We start from the raw sequence: 21,307 nt of genomic DNA, 5'->3' as shown, positions 1-21,307 counted from the left end.
CCGTGAATCATAATGCCTGTTTATAAATGTGTATTAACTTATGAATTCTGCCCGTTGATTTCCGCTCCAGGATGCTCGCTTTCCGCGGGGCGGGCGGTGAGCCTCCTCGACGCTCTGCGTCTGCGGGGTCTCACCTGTCCCGCTACCCCCGCAGGACGTTGAATAAGCTTCCCAGAAAAAACACCGCACGAAGAAAATGCGATAGCATTTTCGAGGATCTCGCACCTTCCGCTGCAATCAACTCATTGCTTAAACTTAGTCAGCAGCTCTAAAGACACAAATTTTACCAAAACGACCCGTTTTAGAACAATTATTTCGTTACCATACGAGAGATTACGAGACGCTGAATTTCCTGTGTGCCTTCGTAGATTTGCGTAATTTTGGCGTCACGCATGAAGCGTTCTACCGGATAATCCTTTGTATATCCGTAGCCGCCAAAGATTTGGACGGCATCTGTTGTTACTTTCATAGCCGTATCACCAGCAAGCAGTTTGGACATGGCAGATTCTTTTCCGTATGGAAGCCCTTCTGACTCCAGCCATGCTGCCTGGTACGTTAATAGTCTTGAAGCTTCAATGCTTGTGGCCATGTCTGCCAGCTTAAATCCGATTCCCTGCTGGGCAGCAATAGGCTTGCCAAACTGCTGGCGTTCTTTTGCATATTCAACTGAAGCATCCAGTGCGCCCTGCGCGATCCCGACTGCCTGGGCAGCTATGCCGTTGCGGCCGCCGTCAAGTGTCATCATGGCAATTTTAAAGCCTTCGCCTACGTTTCCTAGAACGTTCTCAACCGGAACCTTGCACTCTTCAAAAATGATTTCAGTTGTAGGTGAGGAACGTATACCCAGTTTCTTTTCCTTCTTGCCCACTGAGAAGCCTTCAAAGCCGGATTCCACGATAAACGCTGTTGTTCCTTTATGTTTGGAAGCTGGATCTGTCAGGGCAAATACAACATAGATATCTGCGATTCCGCCGTTTGTGATGAAAATTTTGCTGCCGTTTAAGACGTAATGATCACCCTCAAGACGTGCCGTTGTTCTCATTCCGCCGGCATCAGATCCGCTGCCTGGCTCAGTAAGGCCATAAGCGCCAATTTTTTCACCCTGGGCCATAGGCTTCAGGTATTTTTGCTTTTGCTCTTCGCTTCCGAATTTGAAAATCGGCCAGCCTGCCAGAGATGTATGTGCTGAAAGAGTTACACCTGTAGAGGCACATACTCTGGAAAGCTCTTCAACTGCGATGCAGTAAGCAAGGTAATCACTGCCGATTCCGCCATACTCTTCAGGCCACGGAATCCCTGTTAAGCCAAGCTCCGCCATTTTGTCGAAAATCTCTCTGTCAAAGCGCTCTTCTTCGTCGCGTTCAGCAGCAGTCGGCGCCACTTCATTCCTGGCAAAATCGCGCACCATTTTTCTGATCATTTCATGCTCTTCACTCAATTGGAAATTCATTGTCTTTCCCTCGCTTTATATGGATTCGTTGATATATTAGCAGGCCTTATAATTCTGCCCGTTGATTTCAGCACGGGGCACTTGCTTTCCGCGGGGAGGAATGGGAGCCTCCTCCCGCAGGACGTTGAATAAACATCCTTGAATGACTCTGCACGAAGAAAATGCGGCAGCATTTTCGAGGATCAAGTGCCTTCCGCTACAATCAACTCAGCATTTAAAAGTTAGGCGCCATTAAGCACACTTTCAAAAACATATTTCACAACTTTACAGCTGTTTGCTGATGACAATCCGCTGAATTTCGCTTGTGCCTTCATAGATTTCGGTAATTTTGGCATCACGGAAGTAGCGCTCAACCGGGTAGTCTTCCGTGTAGCCGTAGCCGCCGAATACCTGAATGGCTTCTGTTGACACGTCTACTGCTGTTTTGGATGCAAACAGCTTTGCCATTGAGGCTTCCAGTCCGCATTTAATGCCGCGTTGGCGCATGTCTGCTGCGCGATAGATTAATAGTTTTGCAGCTTCGACGCTTGTCGCCATGTCTGCAAGCTTGAATCCGACACCTTGCTGAGCAGCGATCGGCTTGCCGAACTGTACACGTTCCTTCGCATAGCTTGCGGCTGCTTCAAAGGCTGCTTCTGCGATTCCAAGCGCCTGTGAAGCAATACCGATCCGTCCGGCGTCCAGATTGGCCATCGCAATCTTGAAGCCTTCTCCTTCATTGCCGAGAAGATTTTCAGAAGGAACACGCATATCCTCAAATGTCAGCTGAAGCGTTCTTGAGCCGTGCAAGCCCATTTTGTGCTCATCCTTCCCAAATACAAGGCCTGGCGTATCTTTCTCTACAATAAAAGCGGAGATGCCTTTGCTGCCAAGCTCCGGATTTGTGGATGCAAATACAATATATACGTCTGCTTCGCCAGCATTCGTGATGAACACTTTTGAACCATTAATGACATAATGGTCTCCATCTTTTACCGCACGGGATTTCAGGCTTCCCGCATCCGAGCCTGCGCTCGGTTCAGTGAGGCAAAAAGCTCCGAGGTACTCGCCTGAAGCAAGCTTCGGAATATATTTCTGCTTTTGCTCTTCCGTACCGAAGTAAAGGATTGGGTTTGTTCCAACCGATGTGTGGACCGATAAAATAACGCCCACTGTCGCACTCACACGGGACAGTTCATGGATGGCGATAATGTAGGAGGTAAAGTCCATTTCGGATCCGCCGTATTTTTCAGGAATCGGTATCCCCATCAGGCCAAGCTCGCCCATTTTGCGGAGAATCTCCCTTGGAAACTCGCCCTGCTCCATTTTTTCCACAAAAGGGGCGATTTCCGTTTGCGCAAAATCACGCACCATTTTCCTCATCATTTCCTGTTCTTCTGTAAATCTCAGGTTCATTTGTATACCCTCCGATGCCGCCTGGCTCTATTCAGCCGGGCTCCTGTGATTATTTTTCGTAAACGTAGAAGCCTCTGCCTGTCTTCTTGCCAAGCCAGCCAGCTTTTACATATTTTCTTAAAAGCGGGCATGGACGGTATTTATCATCGCCAAAGCCTTCATGCAGGGTTTCCATAATATACAGGCATGTATCCAGGCCAATGAAATCAGCCAAAGTCAGCGGCCCCATTGGATGGTTCATGCCAAGCTTCATCACTTCATCAATGGCCTCTTTTGTCGCAACCCCTTCATAAAGCGTGAAGATTGCTTCATTAATCATCGGCATCAGGATGCGGTTGGATACGAATCCAGGAAAGTCATTCACTTCTACCGGCACTTTTTTAAGCGTCTTTGTGATGTCTTCAATGGTTTGATACACTTCGTCTGCAGTTGCAAGGCCACGGATGATTTCTACTAGCTTCATCACTGGTACCGGGTTCATAAAATGCATGCCGATGACTTTTTCCGGACGTTTTGTGGCAGCCGCGATTTCTGTGATAGGAAGGGATGATGTATTGCTTGCCAGAATCGCATGTTCTGGAGCGATTTCATCCAGCTGGCTGAAGATCTTTGTTTTAATCTCCATATTTTCAACGGCTGCTTCGATGATGAGCTCAACGTTCTTTGCGTCCTGCAGATCAGTTGAAGCGGTTACATTTTTCAGCACTGTTTCCATGTCTTCCGCTGTCATGCGCTCTTTTTCCACCTGGCGGGAAAGATTCTTTTTAATTACGCCAATGCCGCGTTCAACAAAATCCGGCTTTAGGTCGTTTAAGATGACGCTGTAGCCTGCCTGCGCACAAACCTGCGCGATTCCTGAACCCATTTGTCCAGCACCGATTACCATAATGTTTTTTACGTTCATATTTGTATCCTCCGATCTTGGGCTTTGGCCTGTATTACTCTTTTATTTGAATGCTTGTTTGTTTTGATTAACTGTCATTTTTCTCTGTGCTTTCTTCTTTTTGGCGTCATTCCTTCTTGATTAACTACCATTTTCCTCTTCACCGGCGCTTTTTCGGCGTTAATAACCTTGATTAACTACCATTTTCCTCTTCACCGCCGCTTTTTCGGCGTTATTCACCTTGATTAACTACCATTTTCCTTCTCACCGCCGCTTTTTCGGCGTTATTCACCTTGATTAACTACCATTTTCCTTCTCACCGCCGCTTTTTCGGCGTTATTCACCTTGATTAACTACCATTTTCCTTTTCACCGCCGCTTTTTCGGCGTTATTCACCTTGATTAACTACCATTTTCCTTTTCACCGCCGCTTTTTCGGCGTTATTCACCTTGATTAACTACCATTTCCCTTTTTACCGCCGCTTTTTCGGCGTTATTCACCTTGATTAACTACCATTTTCCTTTTCACCGCCGCTTTTTCGGCGTTATTCACCTTGATTAACTACCATTTTCCTTTTCACCGCCGCTTTTTCGGCGTTATTCACCTTGATTAACTACCATTTCCCTCTTCGCTGTTGCTTTTTCGGCGTAATTCACCTTGATTAACTACCATTTTCCTCTTCACCGGTGCTATTCTGGCTGCACCGCCGTCCTAAAACAGATTACTGCTTCGGAACCTCAATCATCACCGCATCTCCCTGGCCTCCGCCGCTGCAGATGGCCGCAATGCCGATTCCGCCTCCGCGGCGCTTCAGTTCATGCATCAGTGTTAGGATGATTCTCGCTCCGCTCGCGCCGATTGGGTGTCCAAGGGCAACGGCACCGCCGTTAACATTCACTTTCTCTTCATCAAGACCGGCAATTTTTCCGCTTGTTAAAGCAACAGCCGCAAATGCTTCGTTAATTTCAAATAGGTCAATCTCTTCCAGGGTTTTTCCTGTCTTTTTCAATAGAGCATTAATGACAAGTCCAGGGGTTTGCGGGAAATCCTTGGCTTCCACTGCAAGCGCTGTATGGCCAAGAATATAAGCTCCCGGCTTTTTGCCTTCGCGTTCTGCCCGCTCTTCGCTCATCAATACTAAGGCTGCTGCTCCGTCGTTAACGCCAGGCGCATTCCCCGCAGTGATCGTACCATCGGAGTTAAAAACCGACCCCAGCTTAGCCAGCTTTTCTAGGGAAGTATCTTTACGCGGCGATTCATCCTGGGAAACAACGATTGGCTCACCTTTTCGCTGCGGCACTTCCACCGGCACGATTTCCTCTGCCAATCTGCCGGATTCCATTGCTGCAATGGCACGTTCATGGCTTCTTAGTGCCCAGTTGTCCTGCGCTTCACGGCTGATTTCAAACTCTTTAGCTGTCGAGTTTCCGTATGTTCCCATATGGACGCCTGTGAAGCTGCAGCTTAATCCGTCATGAACCATTAAGTCCTTAACCGTTGAATCACCCATGCGCAGCCCCCAGCGCGCTTTCGGCAAAATATAAGGAGCATTGCTCATGGATTCCATGCCCCCGGCCACGATGACTTCCTCGTCACCCGCCCGGATAATCTGATCCCCTAATGTTACGCTACGCATGCCGGAAGCACATACTTTATTGATCGTTTCCGTTTTCACTTCCCATGGCAAGCCTGCTTTTCTGGCAGCCTGACGTGAAGGGATCTGGCCCTGGCCGCCCTGAAGAACGGTTCCGATAATCACTTCATCTACGTCCTCTGGATTGACGCCGGCGCGGTTCAGCGCTTCTTTTACTGCAAATCCGCCAAGGTCAGAAGCTGTAAAGCTGCTAAGCGCTCCGGCAAATTTTCCAAAAGGTGTTCTTACTCCGCTAAGAATTACGGTTTTCCCCATTAAGAATCGCTCCCTTGTACTATTAATTTAAAATGTTCTAATAATTAATTTGAAAAAAAATCGGGTCTATGAAGCAGTTCTGGTTGAAGTTAAATATCAGTGAAGGCGCGTTGGCTGACTGAACGCTCGCTCGAAAAAACCGCGAAATCAAAGGATTTTCTCCCTCATCAGCAAACAAGCAAAATTGTAAGCGCTTTATCATGTTCTATTTTACTAGAAAAATAGCAGAAATTGAAACACTTTACACAAAATTCTGGTAAAAACATTTTTCGTCAAAATGCTTTAGCTGAAATTTGCTTCAGTGCTTCAATTTCCACTTTCAATATGTTAGGATGCTAAGTTCTGGCTTTCACCTATAACAGACTTTTCGAGAATTTCGGCAACATCGTACGTATGAACCTGTTCTTCCACTTCTTTTGCTTTCGTGCCATCTGAAAGCATCGTTAAGCAGTATGGGCATCCGGAGCTGATCACGGATGGATTCACTGCGAGTGCCTGCTCTGTGCGTGAGACGTTGATGCGGTGCCCTGTTTCTTCTTCCATCCACATTAAGCCGCCGCCTGCTCCGCAGCACATGCCGGTTTCGCGGTTTCTTTCCATTTCCACAAGCTTAACGCCAGGAATGCTCTTAAGGATTTCACGAGGAGGATCGTACACCTCGTTGTAGCGTCCAAGATAGCAGGAATCATGGAATGTGATCGTTTCTTCCACAGCATATTGCGGCTTCAGCTTGCCTTCTTCTACAAGCTTAGCAAGAACTTCAGTATGGTGATAAACCTCTGCCTCTAATCCAAAATCCGGATACTCATTTTTGAAAATGTTGTAGGCATGAGGATCGATCGTTACGATCTTCTTCACTTCATTTTTCTCAAACTCTTCAATATTCTTTGTGGCAAGCTCCTGGAATAAGAACTCGTTTCCAAGACGTCTTGGTGTGTCACCAGAGTTCTTTTCTTTGTTTCCAAGGATCGCAAATTTAACGCCTGCCTCATTCATTAGTTTCGCAAAGGAAAGAGCGATCTTTTGGCTGCGGTTATCATAAGATCCCATGGAGCCAACCCAGAATAAGTATTCAAACTCTTCTCCTGCCTTTTTCATTTCCTTCACTGTCGGAACATGAACATCTTCGCGTGCTTCTCTCCAGTCTTCGCGCTCCTTGCGGTTCAGTCCCCAAGGATTTCCCTGGCGCTCGATATTGGTCATGGCGCGCTGTGCATCCGCATCCATTTTACCCTCTGTTAAAACAAGGTAGCGGCGCAGATCAATAATCTTATCAACATGTTCATTCATAACCGGGCATTGGTCTTCACAGTTTCGGCAAGTCGTACAAGCCCAGATTTCTTCTTCTGTAATGACTTCGCCAATCAGGCTAGGGCTGTATGCAAGGCCTGCAGCAGCTTCTTCTGCACCCTGGCCTGCAGCAGCAAGGGCAAGCTGATTGCCTTTCGTATTTGAAAACGCAAATGTCGGCACCCAAGGCTGCTTCGAAGTGACAACAGCACCATGATTGGTTAAATGGTCACGCAATTTCAGGATTAAATCCATCGGAGAAAGCATTTTTCCCGTGCCGGTTGCCGGACACATATTGGTACAGCGTCCGCATTCCACACATGCATAGAAATCGATCATCTGATGCTGTGTAAAATCTTCAATCTTTCCGACACCAAAGCTTTCCTGTGACTCATCTTCAAAGTCGATTGCTTTTAATTTTCCCGGATTATCCAGACGGTTGAAATATACGTTGGCCGGTCCGGCGATTAAGTGAGCGTGCTTGGATTGCGGCACGTACACAAGGAAAGCGAGAAGGAATACTAAGTGAATCCACCATGAGATGTAAAACACAACTATTGAAGCCGTTTCACCCATCCATGCGAATGCACCGGCAATCAGAGAAGCAACCGGTTCTGTCCAGGTTCCTTCATGGCCATGCCAAATCATGCCCATTCCATTGCCAAGCAGTACGGAAAGCATGAGCCCTCCGATAAAAATAAGAACGAGACCTGATTTGAATCCGCGTTTTAAACGGACAAGCTTTTCCACATAACGGCGGTGGAAAGCCCAGATTACCGCTACAAGGATCATCAGGGTCACAATTTCCTGGAAAAAGGTGAAGCCAGGATATAATGGTCCAAGCGGCAAATGCGCACCTGGCTTAATTCCCTTGATAATAAAATCGATTGCTCCAAATTGGACAAGAATGAAGCCGTAGAAAAACATCACGTGGATAATTCCGCTTTTCTTATCCTTTAAAAGCTTCTTCTGGCCAAATACGTTGACCCAGATCTTCTCAAGGCGTTCTTTCACCTTGCCGTCAAACTCCACCTTTTTGCCAAGCTTGATATATTCAATCCGCGTCTTCACAACATAGACAAACAGGCTGATGGCGTAAGCGGTTACAAGAAGAAATGCAATTAAGTTGATCCATAATAAACCGTTCATAGGCATGGTGCTCCTTTCTTCATCTTAGAAAATTTTAAAAACAATATAATTTTCTGAATTTACTCTTACTCCCATTATATTATGAATGAGCATTCAGTCAACCATTTTTAGTTAAACTTGTTCGAAAAATTTCATTATTTTCATTTATTAAATTCTTTATAAAGGTGAAAAGTCCTCCCATTTTGGGAGATTCCATGATAGAAAAAGCTCTGCAGGAAATACTAACAGGAAAATCCTGTCGAGAGGAAGATTGCATTGACTGTCTGGAATATCATTATGGCCGTTTTACTCGTCATCTCCTTATGGCTCTATATCGATTTTACATGGGGCCGGAAAAGCCATATGAAAAAGCTTGAGCGGACCGCCTTACCCATCCGGCAGTCTGATATGGAACTATTTGCAGACGGACCTGCTTTGTTTGATGATTTATTCTCCGAGCTAAGAAGAGCGCAAAAGCACATCCATATTTTATTTTATATTGTGAAGGATGATAAAATCAGCAAGGAGTTTTTAACCATTTTAAAGGGTAAAGCAAAAGAAGGAGTGGAAGTCCGCCTTTTGCTGGATTGGGCCGGAAGCTTTCCGGTTAAACGAAAAACCGTTAAGGATCTTAAAAGCAGCGGCATTAAGTTTTCGTTTGCACATGTGCCAAAGCTTCCATTTCTCTTCTATTCTTTCCAGGCCAGGAACCATCGGAAAATCACCGTTATTGACGGAAAGATCGGTTACAGCGGAGGCTTCAATATTGGCAAAGAATACATCAATCTGGATAAAAAGCTGAGTCCCTGGCGTGACTATCATTTGAAATTCCGTGGTGAAGGGGTAGAGGATCTGCAAAGAGAGTTTCTAATCGATTGGTATAAAGCAACAAAGACTGACCTGCTCGCAAACAGAGTCTATTTTCCTGAGCAGCCTGCAGGAGATTACCGCCATCAGTTCGCATCTTATAAAGGAGCATTTTTAGAAGAAAGCTTCTCCTCCTTAATTCGGAATGCGAAAAAGAGCATTACGATTGGGACACCCTATTTTATTCCGGGCAAAAGGCTTTTTCAGGATTTAATCCATGCCCTGGAACGCGGGGTAACTGTCAGGATACTTGTCCCATGCATTACCGATCATATTCTTGTTAAGGAAGCCTCCTATCTTTACTTAAGAACCTTGATTAAACAAGGAGCTTATGTGTATGAATACAAAAATGGCTTTTACCATGCGAAGGCGTTCATCATCGATGATGAAATCAGCGATATTGGAACAGCCAATTTTGATAAACGGAGCCTGTTTTTAAATTATGAAATCAATTGCTTTATTTATGACAAAGAGTTCATAAAGCAGATCAGGTCTGTTCTGGACAAAGACATAGACAATGCAAAGAGATTGACGCTAAAAGAATTAAACCGGCTGGACCCTTTACGGACATTCAAGGAAATGCTTGCCCGGTCTGTGGCAAGCTTCCTGTAAGAAAAGCGGAAGCGCCTTGCCCACGAAGGAACGCAGACTAAGAACGCCACGTCCTGTGGCAACGTCTGCATGACCCCCATCCTCCCAAAAGCTGCCGCTTTTGGTCGTGCGATGATTATGCTGACGAAGCCTTCCTTGTCCTGGGGGCCCCAAGCACAAGACGAGCGTCCTGGAAAGGCGTTCTTTGCCTTTTTAGGAGGATTGCCCGAAATGTGGAGGTGACTGCCCAGGGATGACAGGCATAAGACAGTTCCTGTAAGAAGGCGTTCTTCCTTCTGAAAAGAAATGGCTTATGACCCCGAGTCCCTAGGAGCCGCAACTAGACAGGCTTGTGACCTCGAGGGGGTAGGCTGCTTGCGCTAGACAGCTCTCGAATTACAAAGATTTACATTCTGTTAGATTATAGACCAGCATAAAGAAGGTGCTGCAAATTGAAAATAAGACTGGGATATGTTTCTCATGCCATCAGCCTGTGGGAGGCATCTCCTGCGAGAACATTGACTTTTACGCGCTATCAGCAATTGCCTGAGGAAGAAAGGCTGGAAAAGCTGAAGACCGTCACAGCAGTGAATTTGCAAAATACGTTAAGAATGCTTTATTTTAATATCGCCCATGAAATTCAGCTATATCGGCTTTCAAGCTCCATCGTACCTCTGGCCACGCATCCGGAGGTTTTATGGGATTTTGTCACACCCTTTAAGGAAAAATGGCTTGAAATTGGTGAATTGATTAAAAAACACGGGCTACGCGTCAGCTTTCACCCCAATCAATTCACCCTGTTCACATCTCCGCGTGACGATGTGACAAGAAATGCAGTCAAAGATATGGAATACCATTACCGGATGTTCGAGGCCATGGGGGTTGAAAACGAGAGCTTCATTAATATCCATATTGGCGGGGCTTATGGTGACAAGCTCACGACCATCCACCGTTTCCATGAAAATCTCAAGACACTGCCATCTCATATTAAAAAGCAAATGACACTTGAGAATGATGACAAAACCTATAACGCGGATGAAACCCTCCTGGCCTGCCAGAAAGAAAACATTCCCCTTGTGTTCGATTATCACCACCATATGGCGAACCTCGGCACCCGCCCGCTGGATGAGCTTCTCCCTGGGATTTTTCAGACGTGGGAACAAACAGGACTCAAGCCGAAAATCCACATTTCCTCTCCCAAATCAGAAAAAGCCTTCCGGTCCCATGCCGATTATGTTGACATTGATTTCATCAGGCCGCTTCTCGATCTGCTGAAAACCTTTAACCGGGATATCGATTTCATGATTGAAGCTAAAGCAAAGGACAAGGCGGCGCTTAAGCTGACAGAAGATATCAGCAGCATCCGCGGGGTGAAGAGGATTGGCGGGGCGGAGGTAGAATGGAAATAAGAAGAGCGGAGGCGCCTTGCTCACCCCCGACAAGCACAAGATGAGCCTCACGGAAAGGCGTTCTTTTTCTTTTTGGGAGGATTGACTTGTGACCTCGAGGGGGGTAGGCGCCGCAGCTAGACAGTTATCTAATTCCGAAGTTTGTCATTCGTAATGGAAGGCGTTCCGCATGCGGAACGCCCCTTTATTTTAACTGAATCTCCTTCACCTTCTGCCTCTGCTCCTCAGGCCACCAGGCCCCACAGTCTTCAGAGACTACACAGGCAGAGCACTTTTGAAGGTCGTACACCTTCATACCAGTAATCGGAGGTGAATAAAGATGCAGTGTGACAAGGTTCTCCCTGCCTGCACTCTTCATTTTGTGCACACCTTTTTTGAGAGCAAAAAAGAAGGAGTCTTTGGACTTTATCTCTGCAAAAAGCTCAATTGGGACGTCTTCCTTCACTTCATAAACAGTATTTTCCACATCTCCATTTAACACTTGAATCCATCCCTTTGAATTTCCATGATCATGCGGGGCGCATTCTATATCTGACCAGTTCATGACGAGCAGCTCCACTTCTTCACTTTGGTAAAGCAGCTTGCGGTAGTAGGGTTTTCCATCTGCCGGCTGCAAGTGAGGAAACAACTCCTCAAGTTTGATATCAAGTGATGCCAAAGCCTTTCTAAGTTCTTCTGCAGAAGGTGATTTCAATGAATCCAAACTGTTTTTAAACCGTTCCTTCAAGGCCATTAAACGACTCCCCCTTTACTCTGGATTATCGTTTCCTCCATGAAAAATATTTCAGCTGACCATTCACCATAATCACTCCTATAATAATTATGATCCCGCCCATGAAGCTTATGAAGAAAATTTTTTCACGAAGCAATAAAACGGCCGCAATAAAGGTAAATAGCGGCTCCATATAGATAAACATTGATACTTTGGAAGCTTCCAAAACCTCGAGAGCCTTGGACCAGTACCAGTAGCCAATCCCCGACACAAATATGCCCAGAAACAATATATGAGCCCATTCAGAATCGGATAAAAGATGGAACTTCTCCCACCCTCTGTCTCTCATTAAAAAGGGAATGGTCAACACGCATCCAAGCAAACTCATATAAAAAGTGACCACAAGGGAAGGAAGCTTAATTTGCAGTTTTCTCACCAAAATCGAATATACGGCCCAATTCAGTGTACTTAGGATCATGAGGAAATACCCTATATTTAAAGCAAATCCCAGCGTCTGGCCGCTTCTCGCTCCTGTTACCATGAGGACCCCGGAAATCGCAGTTAAAATGCCCAGCGTCTTAAGAAATGTCAATTTTTCATGGAGAAAAATCATGGAGAGAAGCACGGTAAAAACAGGTGAAAAAGAAATGATCCACCCCGCAGATGAGGCGTCTATTGTCTTTAGAGCTGATACCTGGATGACCTGATGGATGAAAACGCCGAGTACACCGAGAACAATTAAATGGGGAATATATTTGAGCGGAATCTGGAGCGGATATCTTTTCAAGAGAAGCACAAGGAGCAGAAAAGCTGCCCCGATGGCAAACCGGAGCATGATCAATGTATAAGGGTCCAGCTTATCCAAAACAGCTTTTGTGGAAACAAAAGAGACTCCCCAAAAACTGATCGAAATGGTTGCGTAAAAAGAGGCTGCCAATTGTGGCTTCATGGGCGAGCATGTCCTTTCGGGAAGGTTTCTACCATGATATGCTCGTCCCGAAGTAAAATGCGGAGTTTAGTTTGATTTACTTGCGGATTGTATGCAAAATTTATTATTTTTTTGCTGATTTGCCGGGTTGGCTGACTAATTTTCTGAGGATTAGCCCGTAACTTTTTGGTTTGCTGCCTGTTTTCGGTTTGTTTGCAGGTTTACCAGGTTTGTTTGCTTTTTTCCTGATTTGTTTGCCAATTTTAGCTATTGTTTGCTGATTTCCCAGGTTTATTTGCAACATTCCGGATTTATTTGCAAAGTTCACATTTAGACATAAAGGGTGCCCATAACTTACGTGGACACCCTTTTCCATTATCTCAATATTCCCTGCAGCCAGGGCAGAACCACTTCATATGCTTTAAACCCGAGGTAAATGCCGACTATCCCCATAATGCCAGGCAGTGCGGGCGGTGCGGGAATCGGCAGCTTCATGAAAGCAAAGACAAATCCGACGAGAAATCCTGTAAGTATGGATAAAAGAACGATTTTCATGAGATCCTCCTAAAATAACATATGCCTTTAGCTTTCCCTTTTTCGTCAAAAACATGAAAAAGCCGGCACCTATAAGTGCCAGCTTTTAGTTTTACATTTTTTCCGGAGCAGATACTCCGATTAATTTCAGTGCGTTCTTCAAGGTAGTCTGGACTGCTTTGATCAGTGCCAATCGGGCTTTGGTTCTTTCCGGATTTTCCGCATCCAGTACTTTTTCAGCATTATAGAAGCTGTGGAAAGAAGAAGCCAGTTCATAAATATAGTTCGTGATTCTGTGCGGCATGCGCTTTTGCGCAGCTTCGCCGACAGCCTGCGGGAATTCGCCGATTTTCTTCAGAACGTCGATTTCCTTTTCTGCCTGAATCAGGGAGTAATCTGCAGCTTCGGCAGACATGCCCTGTTCTTCACCCTGGCGCAGGATGCTGGAAATACGCGCGTGTGCGTACTGGGCATAGTAAACAGGGTTTTCATTTGATTGTGAGACAGCCAGATCAAGGTCAAAATCAAGATGCGTATCTGCGCTTCTCATCGCGAAGAAATAGCGTGTTGCGTCCAGACCTACTTCTTCCACAAGGTCACGCATCGTTACCGCTTTGCCGGTACGTTTGCTCATCTTCATTTTTTCGCCGTTTTTGTACAAGTGTACAAGCTGAATGATTTCGACTTCGAGCGCCTCACGGTCATAACCAAGCGCCTGGATGGCCGCTTTCATGCGCGGAATGTAGCCATGGTGGTCAGCACCCCAAATGTTGATCAGCTTTTCAAAGCCTCTTTCAAGCTTGTCTTTATGGTAAGCGATATCTGGAGTCAGATATGTGTAAGAGCCGTCATTTTTAATAAGAACACGGTCTTTGTCATCACCGAAAGCAGTTGAGCGGAACCAGGTTGCACCCTCTTCTTCGTAGATGTGGCCGTTATCCTTCAATGCCTGAAGGGCTGTGTCGATTTTGCCATTATTATAAAGAGATGTTTCAGAATACCAAACATCAAATGGCACACGGAAATCTTCCAGATCCTGCTTCAGCTTTGCCATTTCATATTTCAGGCCGTATTCACGGAAAAAGTCAAAACGCTCTTTTTCATCCGCATGTACATACTTATCGCCATACTCATCAGCCAGCTTTTTGCCGATGCCGATGATGTCTTCGCCATGGTAGCCGTCAGCCGGCATTTCTTTTTCAAGGCCAAGAGCCTGGAAATATCGCGCTTCAACCGATAGAGCCAAATTGTTAATCTGGTTGCCGGCATCATTGATATAGTACTCACGGGAAACCTCATAGCCAGCTTTGTCTAAAATGTTGCATAGGGAGTCGCCGACAGCTGCCCCGCGGGCATGTCCAAGATGCAAGTCCCCTGTTGGGTTAGCTGAAACAAACTCGACCTGGATCTTCTGGCTGTTTCCAACTGTTGTTTCTCCGTACCGATCTCCTGCTTCCAGAACGGCAGGAATCAGATCAGTCAAATAAGAATTATTCATGTAAAAATTAATGAAGCCAGGTCCTGCGATTTCAATTTTTTCAATTGAAGCCTTTGAGCTGTCAAAATGAGCAATAAGCTCCTCTGCAATCATTCTTGGCGCTTTTTTTGCCACACGTGCTAATTGCATTGCCATATTCGTGGAATAGTCTCCATGAGCCTTTTCCTTCGGGATTTCCAGAATTACATCAGGAATCTGCTCTTCCGCTGCTAAGCCAGCCTTTACAACCGCATCCTTAATTTCCTGCTTTAATTTGCCTTGCACCTGCTCAACTATGTTCATTGTTCTCCTCCTCAAACGTAATCGCCAAATGATATGTACCTGCCTGGGATCCCTGCATTTTCAGATCGTATAAAATATCAATCGAACCTTCACCAGATTCGTGATCATATTGATGGACCATACGCTTTGTCACCGTGCCCATTTCAAACACTCCGTAAGGCGTTTCATAGCTGCCGCGGAGCTTTTTATTCATTCTAAAAGGGAGCCTCATCTTTACGGCGCCGCTTCGTAAAATCAGTCCGTCTGCATCGGACATTTTTATGATCGTCTTTACTGTTCCCTCTTCCATTACTTCATCATACTGAAGGAATCGGGCAGAATCTTTTATATAGTATCGGCCAAAAGCAGTCAATTCAAAAGTCTCTTTGCTGCCAAGCTTGCGAATATCTGTCTTCACATTAATCTTCACAGGCATTTGTTCCGCTGAGCGACTGGACAACGGCAACACTTCCTTTTCATCATATATAACTATATAAGTATAAATACTCGCTGGGGAAAGTGCAAGAAGGTGACAGAAAGAAAAGCGGAAGCGCCTTGCCCACCCCCGACAAGCACAAGACGGGCCTCCCAGAAAGGCGTTCTTTGCCTTTTTGGGAGGATTGGCTTGTGACCTCGAAGGGGTGGGCGCTGGAGCTAGACAGTTATCGACGTTCAGTATTTCTTGAATAAAAAAACGGAGACCGAAGTCCCCGTTTATTTTTTATTAACCCATCCAAGAATCATTTCCCGGATCAGTTTGCTTGCTGTATTGGCTGTTTGTTCAGATGGATCATAGATGGGCGCAACCTCGACAAGGTCTGCTCCAACGACTTTAACATCTGAATGGGCAATTTCATGAATAGAAGCAAGAAGCTCTCTTGATGTGATGCCGCCTGCGTCGACTGTGCCTGTTCCCGGCGCGTGGGCAGGGTCCAGAACATCAATATCAATGGTTACATAGACCGGACGTCCTGCAAGCTTAGGAAGAATATCTTTCAATGGCTTGTGCACTTCGAATTTTGAAATGTGCATGCCGACTTCCTTTGCCCACTGGAATTCTTCTTTCATGCCGGAACGGATGCCAAAAGAATAGATATTGCCAGGACCAATCAAATCAGCTGCTTTGCGGATTGGCGTTGAATGAGATAATGGCTCCCCTTCATAATCCACACGAAGGTCTGTATGGGCGTCCATGTGGATAATCGCCAAATCTGGATATTTTTTGTACATTGCTTTGATGACAGGCCAGGAAACCAAATGTTCTCCGCCCATGCCAAGCGGAAATTTATCCTCCGCCAGAAGCTGATCGATAAACTCCTCAATCATATCGATGCTTTTCTGCGGATTTCCGAATGGCAGCGGAATATCGCCGGCATCATAATATTTTACCTCTTCAAGCTCACGGTCCAGATATGGGCTATACTCTTCAAGCCCGATTGACACTTCTCGGATACGGGCAGGGCCGAAACGGGAGCCCGGACGATAGCTGACTGTCCAGTCCATTGGCATTCCATAAATGACCGCTTCACTTTCCTCATAACTAGGATGGCTTTTAATAAACACATTGCCTGAATAGGCTTCATCAAAACGCACCAAGGTCATCCCTCACTTTTTATGTATTCAAGAAGGCTGCTCTGAAACGCAGCCTGTCCATTACTTCACTAAATCTGCAACAAATTTAGGCAATACAAATGCCGCTTTATGCAATTCTTTCGTATAGTATTTTGTTTCGATCTCATGGAAGCGATCTTCGCTTACTTCTAATGGATCGTATTTTTTAGATCCGATTGTGAACGCCCACATGCCGCTTGGGTAAGTAGGGATATTCGCAGTGTAAAGACGAGTGATTGGGAAAATTTCTTTCACATCGCGCTGTACGTTGCGGATAAGGTCCGCTTTGAACCAAGGGTTGTCAGACTGGGCCACAAAGATGCCGTCTTCTTTTAAGGCTTTAGAGATTCCAGCATAGAAGCCTTTCGTGAATAGATTTACCGCAGGTCCTACCGGCTCAGTTGAGTCAACCATGATCACGTCATATTCATTTTCGCTTTCGGCAATGTGCATGAAGCCATCGCCTACCTGCACATCAACGCGAGGGTCATCAAGCTTGCCTGCAATCTCAGGAAGGAATTTTTTTGAGTACTCAATAACCTTTCCATCGATATCCACTAGAGTCGCCTTTTTCACGCTTGGGTGCTTAAGGACTTCACGGATGACGCCGCCGTCACCGCCGCCAACAACAAGAACGTTTTCAGGGTTTGGATGTGTGAACAAAGGAATATGCGCAACCATCTCATGGTAAACAAACTCATCCTTGATTGAAGTCATAACCATGTCATCAAGAAGAAGCATATTGCCCCACTCTTCTGTTTCCACCATATCAAGCTTCTGGAATTCTGTCTGTTCTGTATGTAAAGTACGCTTCACCTTCATCGTGATGCCAAAGTTCTCTGTTTGTTTCTCTGTAAACCAAAGTCCCATTCTTTAATCATTCCTTCCATAAAAAAATGAATTATCACTAAAGAGCAGCAAAAAGCATTTTCATCTTTTATACTTCCCTAACATGCAAATAACAAACACAGAAAAAGTATAGATGAATCTAGCAAAATTGCAAGAAAAATTTCGCTAATTAGTAGAGAAAGATGTTTAAAATCGCTCTGTTTTTTCAATACTGATACATAGAGCACTTATTAGGGAATTATTTGGATACTTCGCCGCACTTATCGGTCAGCTTTTAATTTTATCGGCCACTTTGGAACCTTTATCGGTCAGTTTTTATCTTTTTGGTCACTTGGCGCTGTATCAACTTTTCACTATAAAAAACAGATAAATAGGGGGTGCTTGATATGGAATTAATGACGGATCAGCGTTTTCGAAAAACGATGAAATATTTGCGTGCGGTTCTCATTATTAGCTTAATAGGAATGGCTTTTGCCGCCGTGATGATCGGAGGCATTCTGGTATATGCCAAAATTTTGGGGCCGCCTCCGCTCGCCGTTCCGCAATCGACTTTATTTTTCTCGGATGATGGCACGGTTATCGGTGAAAGCAGCAACGGCCAAAAACGCTATTGGGCACCACTCGATGACATCAGCCCGCATTTAATTGATGCGACGGTCTCGATAGAGGATAAGAATTTTTTCGAGCACAATGGATTTGATTATAAAAGGATCGCAGGTGCCGCCCTCGCTGATATAAAGGCAATGGCCAAAGTTCAGGGTGCCAGCACCATCAGCCAGCAATATGCCCGCAACCTGTTTCTTGAACATGAAAAAACCTGGAAGCGGAAATTGCTTGAGGCCTTTTATACCATCAGGCTTGAGATGAATTATACGAAAAAGGAAATCCTTGAAGGCTATTTAAATACGATTTATTACGGCAATGGAGCTTACGGCGCACAGGCAGCAAGCCAGTTCTATTTCGGGAAGGATGCAAGTGAGCTGTCATTAGCTGAGGCTTCCATTTTATCCGGCATCCCTAAGGGTCCTGGCATCTACTCGCCATTTGCATCAGCAGAAAAAGCAGATCAGCGTCAGAAAGTGATTCTGCAGACGATGGTGAAGAACGGGCTCATCAGCCAAAAAGAAGCAGATCTTGCGGCAGCAGAAGAGCTTGAGCTGGTTGGCGAGCACATGCACCCAAGATCGAAAACAGCCCCTTATTTTCAGGATGCTGTCCGCAATGCTCTTAAAACACAGCTGAATCTGGATGACCGTACGATTGAATTGGGCGGATTAAAGGTTTATACCACTTTGAATCTGAAGGAACAGGAAATCGCGGAAGAAACAATAGATAAGCTTATTTCAAAAGACTCGGAGATTCAGGTCGGAGTTGTTGCCATGAATCCGAAAAACGGGTATGTGAAAGCAATGGTTGGCGGACGTGATTATGAGGCAAGTCCCTTTAACCGTGCAGTCCAGGCAGTCAGGCAGCCAGGATCGACGATAAAGCCTCTTCTCTATTACGCGGCATTGGAGCAGGGCTTCACCCCTTCCACCCCAATCCGGAGCGAGCAGACGACTTTTCGGTTTGAAGACGGTACGCCGGACTACACACCGCATAACTTCAACAGCAAGTATGCGGATGACGATATCACAATGGCCCAGGCCCTTGCTCTATCTGACAATGTCTACGCGGTGAAAACTCATTTATTTTTAGGGGAAGAGACGCTTGTCAATACAGCCAAGAAATTTGGCATTACCTCTAAGATGGCGAAGGTGCCGTCCCTTGCACTCGGCACATCCGGCATGAGAGTCATTGAGCTTGCCAACGCTTACAGCATGTTCGCCAATGGAGGGAAAAAGATCTCCCCGGTACTGATTAAGCGTGTGGAGAACCATAAAGGCGAAGTCATCTACGAGCAGGAGCCATTCCAGATGAAGATTCTGAAGCCTGACCTTGCTTTCGTTATGACCCACATGATGACAGGTATTTTTGACCGGAAGCTGAACGGTTATGCCCAAGTAACGGGAAGCACAGTCATCAACGATATGACCCGCCCTTACGCCGGCAAGTCCGGTTCAACAGAAACAGACAGCTGGATGGCCGGCTTTACACCACAGCTTGTCACAGCGGTATGGACCGGCTATGACAAAGGCCAGGTCATTACAAAAACCGTTGATAAAACGTATGCCAAAAACATTTGGATCCGGTTCATGGAGGAAGCCCATAAAGGAAAGCCGGCCAAGGAATTCAAAGCGCCCAAAGATACAGTCGGCGTCTACATTGATCCATCCAACGGGAAAATTGCCGGGGAAAACTGCCCGGTCAAGCGCCTAACCTACTTCGCAGAAGGCACAGAACCTGCGGAATACTGTACAGACCACTTGAGCCATAAAGAAGAGAATAAAACTGAGCAGCCGGAAAAGAAGCCTGACACACCTTGGTATAAGAAACTGTTTCGGTGGGCTTCGTAACGGTGACCACTTGTAAAACTGGTATAGGTGCCTGTCACTTTAATAAAAGTGAAAAACCCCGGGGTCCGAATCCCGGGGTTTTTCATGTCCTAGTGCTATATTGTGCCTTCACACTGTTAAATAGTTTACTTTTTTTATTGGAATTGTACAAGTAGTTAGAAAATCACGTCAAAAAAATGTCACAATTTCGTCACAAAATTAGACTTTTTTTCTAAATGGCTTGTAAATCTTTTTTTAGCTGTTCCGCTGATCTTTCCCACATGCCGGCGTCATGGTTTTTCAGGAAATCTGCCAGAACTTTTTTGGATTTCTCGTCCATATGATCCACTATGATGTGTCTTTTAATCGATTTATCCATGCGGTTCACATGCTCTGGCAGCGATTTGTAGCCCCGGCGGATTTCTCTGTCGACCGTCATCTCACATGCAGTAACACCTGCATAATAAGCGCCTCCCTCTTTGCGGTCAATGGTGACCCAAATCAGCCAGTACGGCTTCCCGTTAGGCACTTCTTCTTTGGTTTTCAAAAACTTGATGCCTTTTTCAACAGGGCTGCGCGCATGCATGGCGCCCACTTCAATAGACGCCTCACCGGCATCCACATCAATAATAACCGGTGTCACATTATCAAGGCTCAGAGTCCCGACCCCAAAACCGCCATGTCCTTCAGTCGGGTCGCTCTTGATAATATTAAAATCGAGTTTCTTTTTCTTTTTTTCTTCCATTTTCAAGTCCTCCTAAGCAAAAATTAGGCTCTTATTATTATGTCATAAATATTTCATAGAAAAAATCATTTAGGCCGCTCGCAAGTACCGGCAATACGGTGTTAAATATCGGCTGGATGGTGTATTGATCCAGCGGTGTAATGACAAGAATAAGGAAAATAACGGAGCCATACGCCTCAAACTGAGTCATTTTCGGGCGAATATGGGCTGGCGCCAAATCTTCAATAATTCTGTAGCCATCAAGCGGCGGAAACGGCAGCAGGTTGAATACAAACAGCACTAAATTCAGCTGAATAAAGATATTCAGGAAATCTGCCACAAACGCTGGAAATGAAGCTGCGAGTCCAGTTCCGGCAAGAGCATACCAGATGAAAAAACCCAGGACAGCCATCACCAGATTGGATATCGGTCCCGCAATTGAAACAGATATCCCGGCAAGCTTCGGATTTTTGAAAAAGAAGCGGTTGACCGGTACCGGCCTGGCCCATCCGAAACCGGCAATAAAAATCAGGATTGTTCCAATCGGATCCAGATGCTGCATGGGATTTAGTGTTAATCTGCCCTGATTTTTTGCAGTGGGATCTCCAAACTTATAAGCCACATAGGCATGGGCAAATTCATGGACCGTAAAGGCAATCATCAATGTTACCGCGACATAGGGAATCTCCCTGAGAGAAAACGCCAAAAATTGTTCCAAATGCCAAAACTCCCTCTCCTGCCGGCTGAAATGCCAGGCTTTATTTATACATACTATGTAGGAAAAGCCGATGCTATTTACCTAAAAGTATACATGAACGCCTGAGCAAAGGGAA

18 protein-coding genes are annotated in these 21,307 nt (G+C 45.5%); 3 read left to right on the top strand and 15 right to left on the bottom strand.

Annotated features, from left to right (window positions below; translation table 11 throughout):
* Positions 1 to 310: 310 nt before the first annotated feature.
* From MKY20_RS04850 to MKY20_RS04830, 5 genes are all read right to left on the bottom strand, one after another.
* Positions 311 to 1,450, bottom strand: coding sequence for an acyl-CoA dehydrogenase (locus tag MKY20_RS04850; protein WP_019380585.1), 1,140 nt, complete (start codon positions 1,448 to 1,450; stop codon positions 311 to 313).
* A 264-nt stretch (positions 1,451 to 1,714) separates the two neighbouring features.
* Complete coding sequence (locus MKY20_RS04845) at positions 1,715 to 2,845, bottom strand: acyl-CoA dehydrogenase (protein ID WP_009332306.1); 1,131 nt, start codon at positions 2,843 to 2,845, stop codon at positions 1,715 to 1,717.
* 49 nt (positions 2,846 to 2,894) lie between these two features.
* A complete protein-coding gene (locus tag MKY20_RS04840; RefSeq protein WP_009332307.1) occupies positions 2,895 to 3,749 on the bottom strand; it encodes a 3-hydroxybutyryl-CoA dehydrogenase in 855 nt (284 codons plus the stop codon).
* A 700-nt stretch (positions 3,750 to 4,449) separates the two neighbouring features.
* Positions 4,450 to 5,637: an acetyl-CoA C-acetyltransferase gene (locus tag MKY20_RS04835; protein WP_251174325.1), complete on the bottom strand. Its 1,188-nt coding sequence runs from the start codon at positions 5,635 to 5,637 to the stop codon at positions 4,450 to 4,452.
* 327 nt (positions 5,638 to 5,964) lie between these two features.
* Entirely contained in the window at positions 5,965 to 8,076 is a 2,112-nt protein-coding gene (locus tag MKY20_RS04830) for a heterodisulfide reductase-related iron-sulfur binding cluster (RefSeq protein WP_009332309.1), read from the bottom strand.
* A 276-nt stretch (positions 8,077 to 8,352) separates the two neighbouring features.
* Between MKY20_RS04830 and cls the strand changes: the two genes are divergently transcribed.
* Together cls and uvsE are read left to right on the top strand one after the other, a co-directional pair.
* Entirely contained in the window at positions 8,353 to 9,534 is a 1,182-nt protein-coding gene (gene cls / locus MKY20_RS04825; protein ID WP_251266903.1) for a cardiolipin synthase, read from the top strand.
* Between the two features lie 431 nt (positions 9,535 to 9,965).
* Complete coding sequence (gene uvsE, locus MKY20_RS04820) at positions 9,966 to 10,922, top strand: UV DNA damage repair endonuclease UvsE (RefSeq protein WP_009332311.1); 957 nt, start codon at positions 9,966 to 9,968, stop codon at positions 10,920 to 10,922.
* 184 nt (positions 10,923 to 11,106) lie between these two features.
* Here uvsE and MKY20_RS04815 read toward each other — a convergent pair whose 3' ends face one another.
* From MKY20_RS04815 to speE, 8 genes are all read right to left on the bottom strand, one after another.
* Positions 11,107 to 11,655, bottom strand: a complete 549-nt coding sequence (locus tag MKY20_RS04815; protein ID WP_251174327.1) for a cysteine dioxygenase — start codon at positions 11,653 to 11,655, stop codon at positions 11,107 to 11,109.
* A gap of 25 nt (positions 11,656 to 11,680) precedes the next feature.
* Complete coding sequence (locus MKY20_RS04810) at positions 11,681 to 12,583, bottom strand: DMT family transporter (RefSeq protein ID WP_251174328.1); 903 nt, start codon at positions 12,581 to 12,583, stop codon at positions 11,681 to 11,683.
* A gap of 103 nt (positions 12,584 to 12,686) precedes the next feature.
* Positions 12,687 to 12,938 carry a hypothetical protein gene (locus tag MKY20_RS04805; protein ID WP_251156326.1) on the bottom strand — a complete coding sequence of 84 codons (252 nt, stop codon included), beginning with the start codon at positions 12,936 to 12,938 and terminating at the stop codon, positions 12,687 to 12,689.
* A complete protein-coding gene (locus tag MKY20_RS04800; RefSeq protein WP_009332314.1) occupies positions 12,938 to 13,117 on the bottom strand; it encodes a XapX domain-containing protein in 180 nt (59 codons plus the stop codon). The genes MKY20_RS04805 and MKY20_RS04800 overlap by 1 nt, the downstream gene beginning before the upstream one ends.
* Before the next feature lie 91 nt (positions 13,118 to 13,208).
* The gene (gene argS / locus MKY20_RS04795) at positions 13,209 to 14,876 is read right to left on the bottom strand and encodes an arginine--tRNA ligase (protein ID WP_019380576.1); all 1,668 of its coding nucleotides are present in this window, start codon (positions 14,874 to 14,876) and stop codon (positions 13,209 to 13,211) included.
* Positions 14,863 to 15,315, bottom strand: coding sequence for a DUF1934 domain-containing protein (locus MKY20_RS04790; protein WP_019380575.1), 453 nt, complete (start codon positions 15,313 to 15,315; stop codon positions 14,863 to 14,865). Before MKY20_RS04790 ends, argS begins: the two co-directional genes overlap by 14 nt.
* Positions 15,316 to 15,569: 254 nt before the next feature.
* The gene (gene speB, locus MKY20_RS04785) at positions 15,570 to 16,448 is read right to left on the bottom strand and encodes an agmatinase (protein ID WP_026041615.1); all 879 of its coding nucleotides are present in this window, start codon (positions 16,446 to 16,448) and stop codon (positions 15,570 to 15,572) included.
* Positions 16,449 to 16,508: 60 nt separating this feature from the next.
* Complete coding sequence (gene speE / locus MKY20_RS04780; protein WP_009332318.1) at positions 16,509 to 17,336, bottom strand: spermidine synthase; 828 nt, start codon at positions 17,334 to 17,336, stop codon at positions 16,509 to 16,511.
* 365 nt (positions 17,337 to 17,701) lie between these two features.
* Here speE and MKY20_RS04775 point away from each other — a divergent pair, with 365 nt between their 5' ends.
* A complete protein-coding gene (locus MKY20_RS04775) occupies positions 17,702 to 19,771 on the top strand; it encodes a transglycosylase domain-containing protein (protein WP_251266796.1) in 2,070 nt (689 codons plus the stop codon).
* Between the two features lie 211 nt (positions 19,772 to 19,982).
* Here MKY20_RS04775 and MKY20_RS04770 read toward each other — a convergent pair whose 3' ends face one another.
* Both MKY20_RS04770 and MKY20_RS04765 read right to left on the bottom strand, forming a co-directional pair.
* Complete coding sequence (locus MKY20_RS04770) at positions 19,983 to 20,495, bottom strand: YwhD family protein (protein WP_019380572.1); 513 nt, start codon at positions 20,493 to 20,495, stop codon at positions 19,983 to 19,985.
* A 37-nt stretch (positions 20,496 to 20,532) separates the two neighbouring features.
* Positions 20,533 to 21,192, bottom strand: a complete 660-nt coding sequence (locus MKY20_RS04765; RefSeq protein ID WP_019380571.1) for a site-2 protease family protein — start codon at positions 21,190 to 21,192, stop codon at positions 20,533 to 20,535.
* Positions 21,193 to 21,307 lie beyond the last annotated feature (115 nt).

The sequence above is a fragment of the Cytobacillus sp. FSL W8-0315 genome (assembly GCF_038002905.1).
GTDB classification, from domain to species: domain Bacteria; phylum Bacillota; class Bacilli; order Bacillales; family Cytobacillaceae; genus Cytobacillus; species Cytobacillus pseudoceanisediminis.
This window is presented reverse-complemented; position numbering and strand designations above follow the sequence as displayed.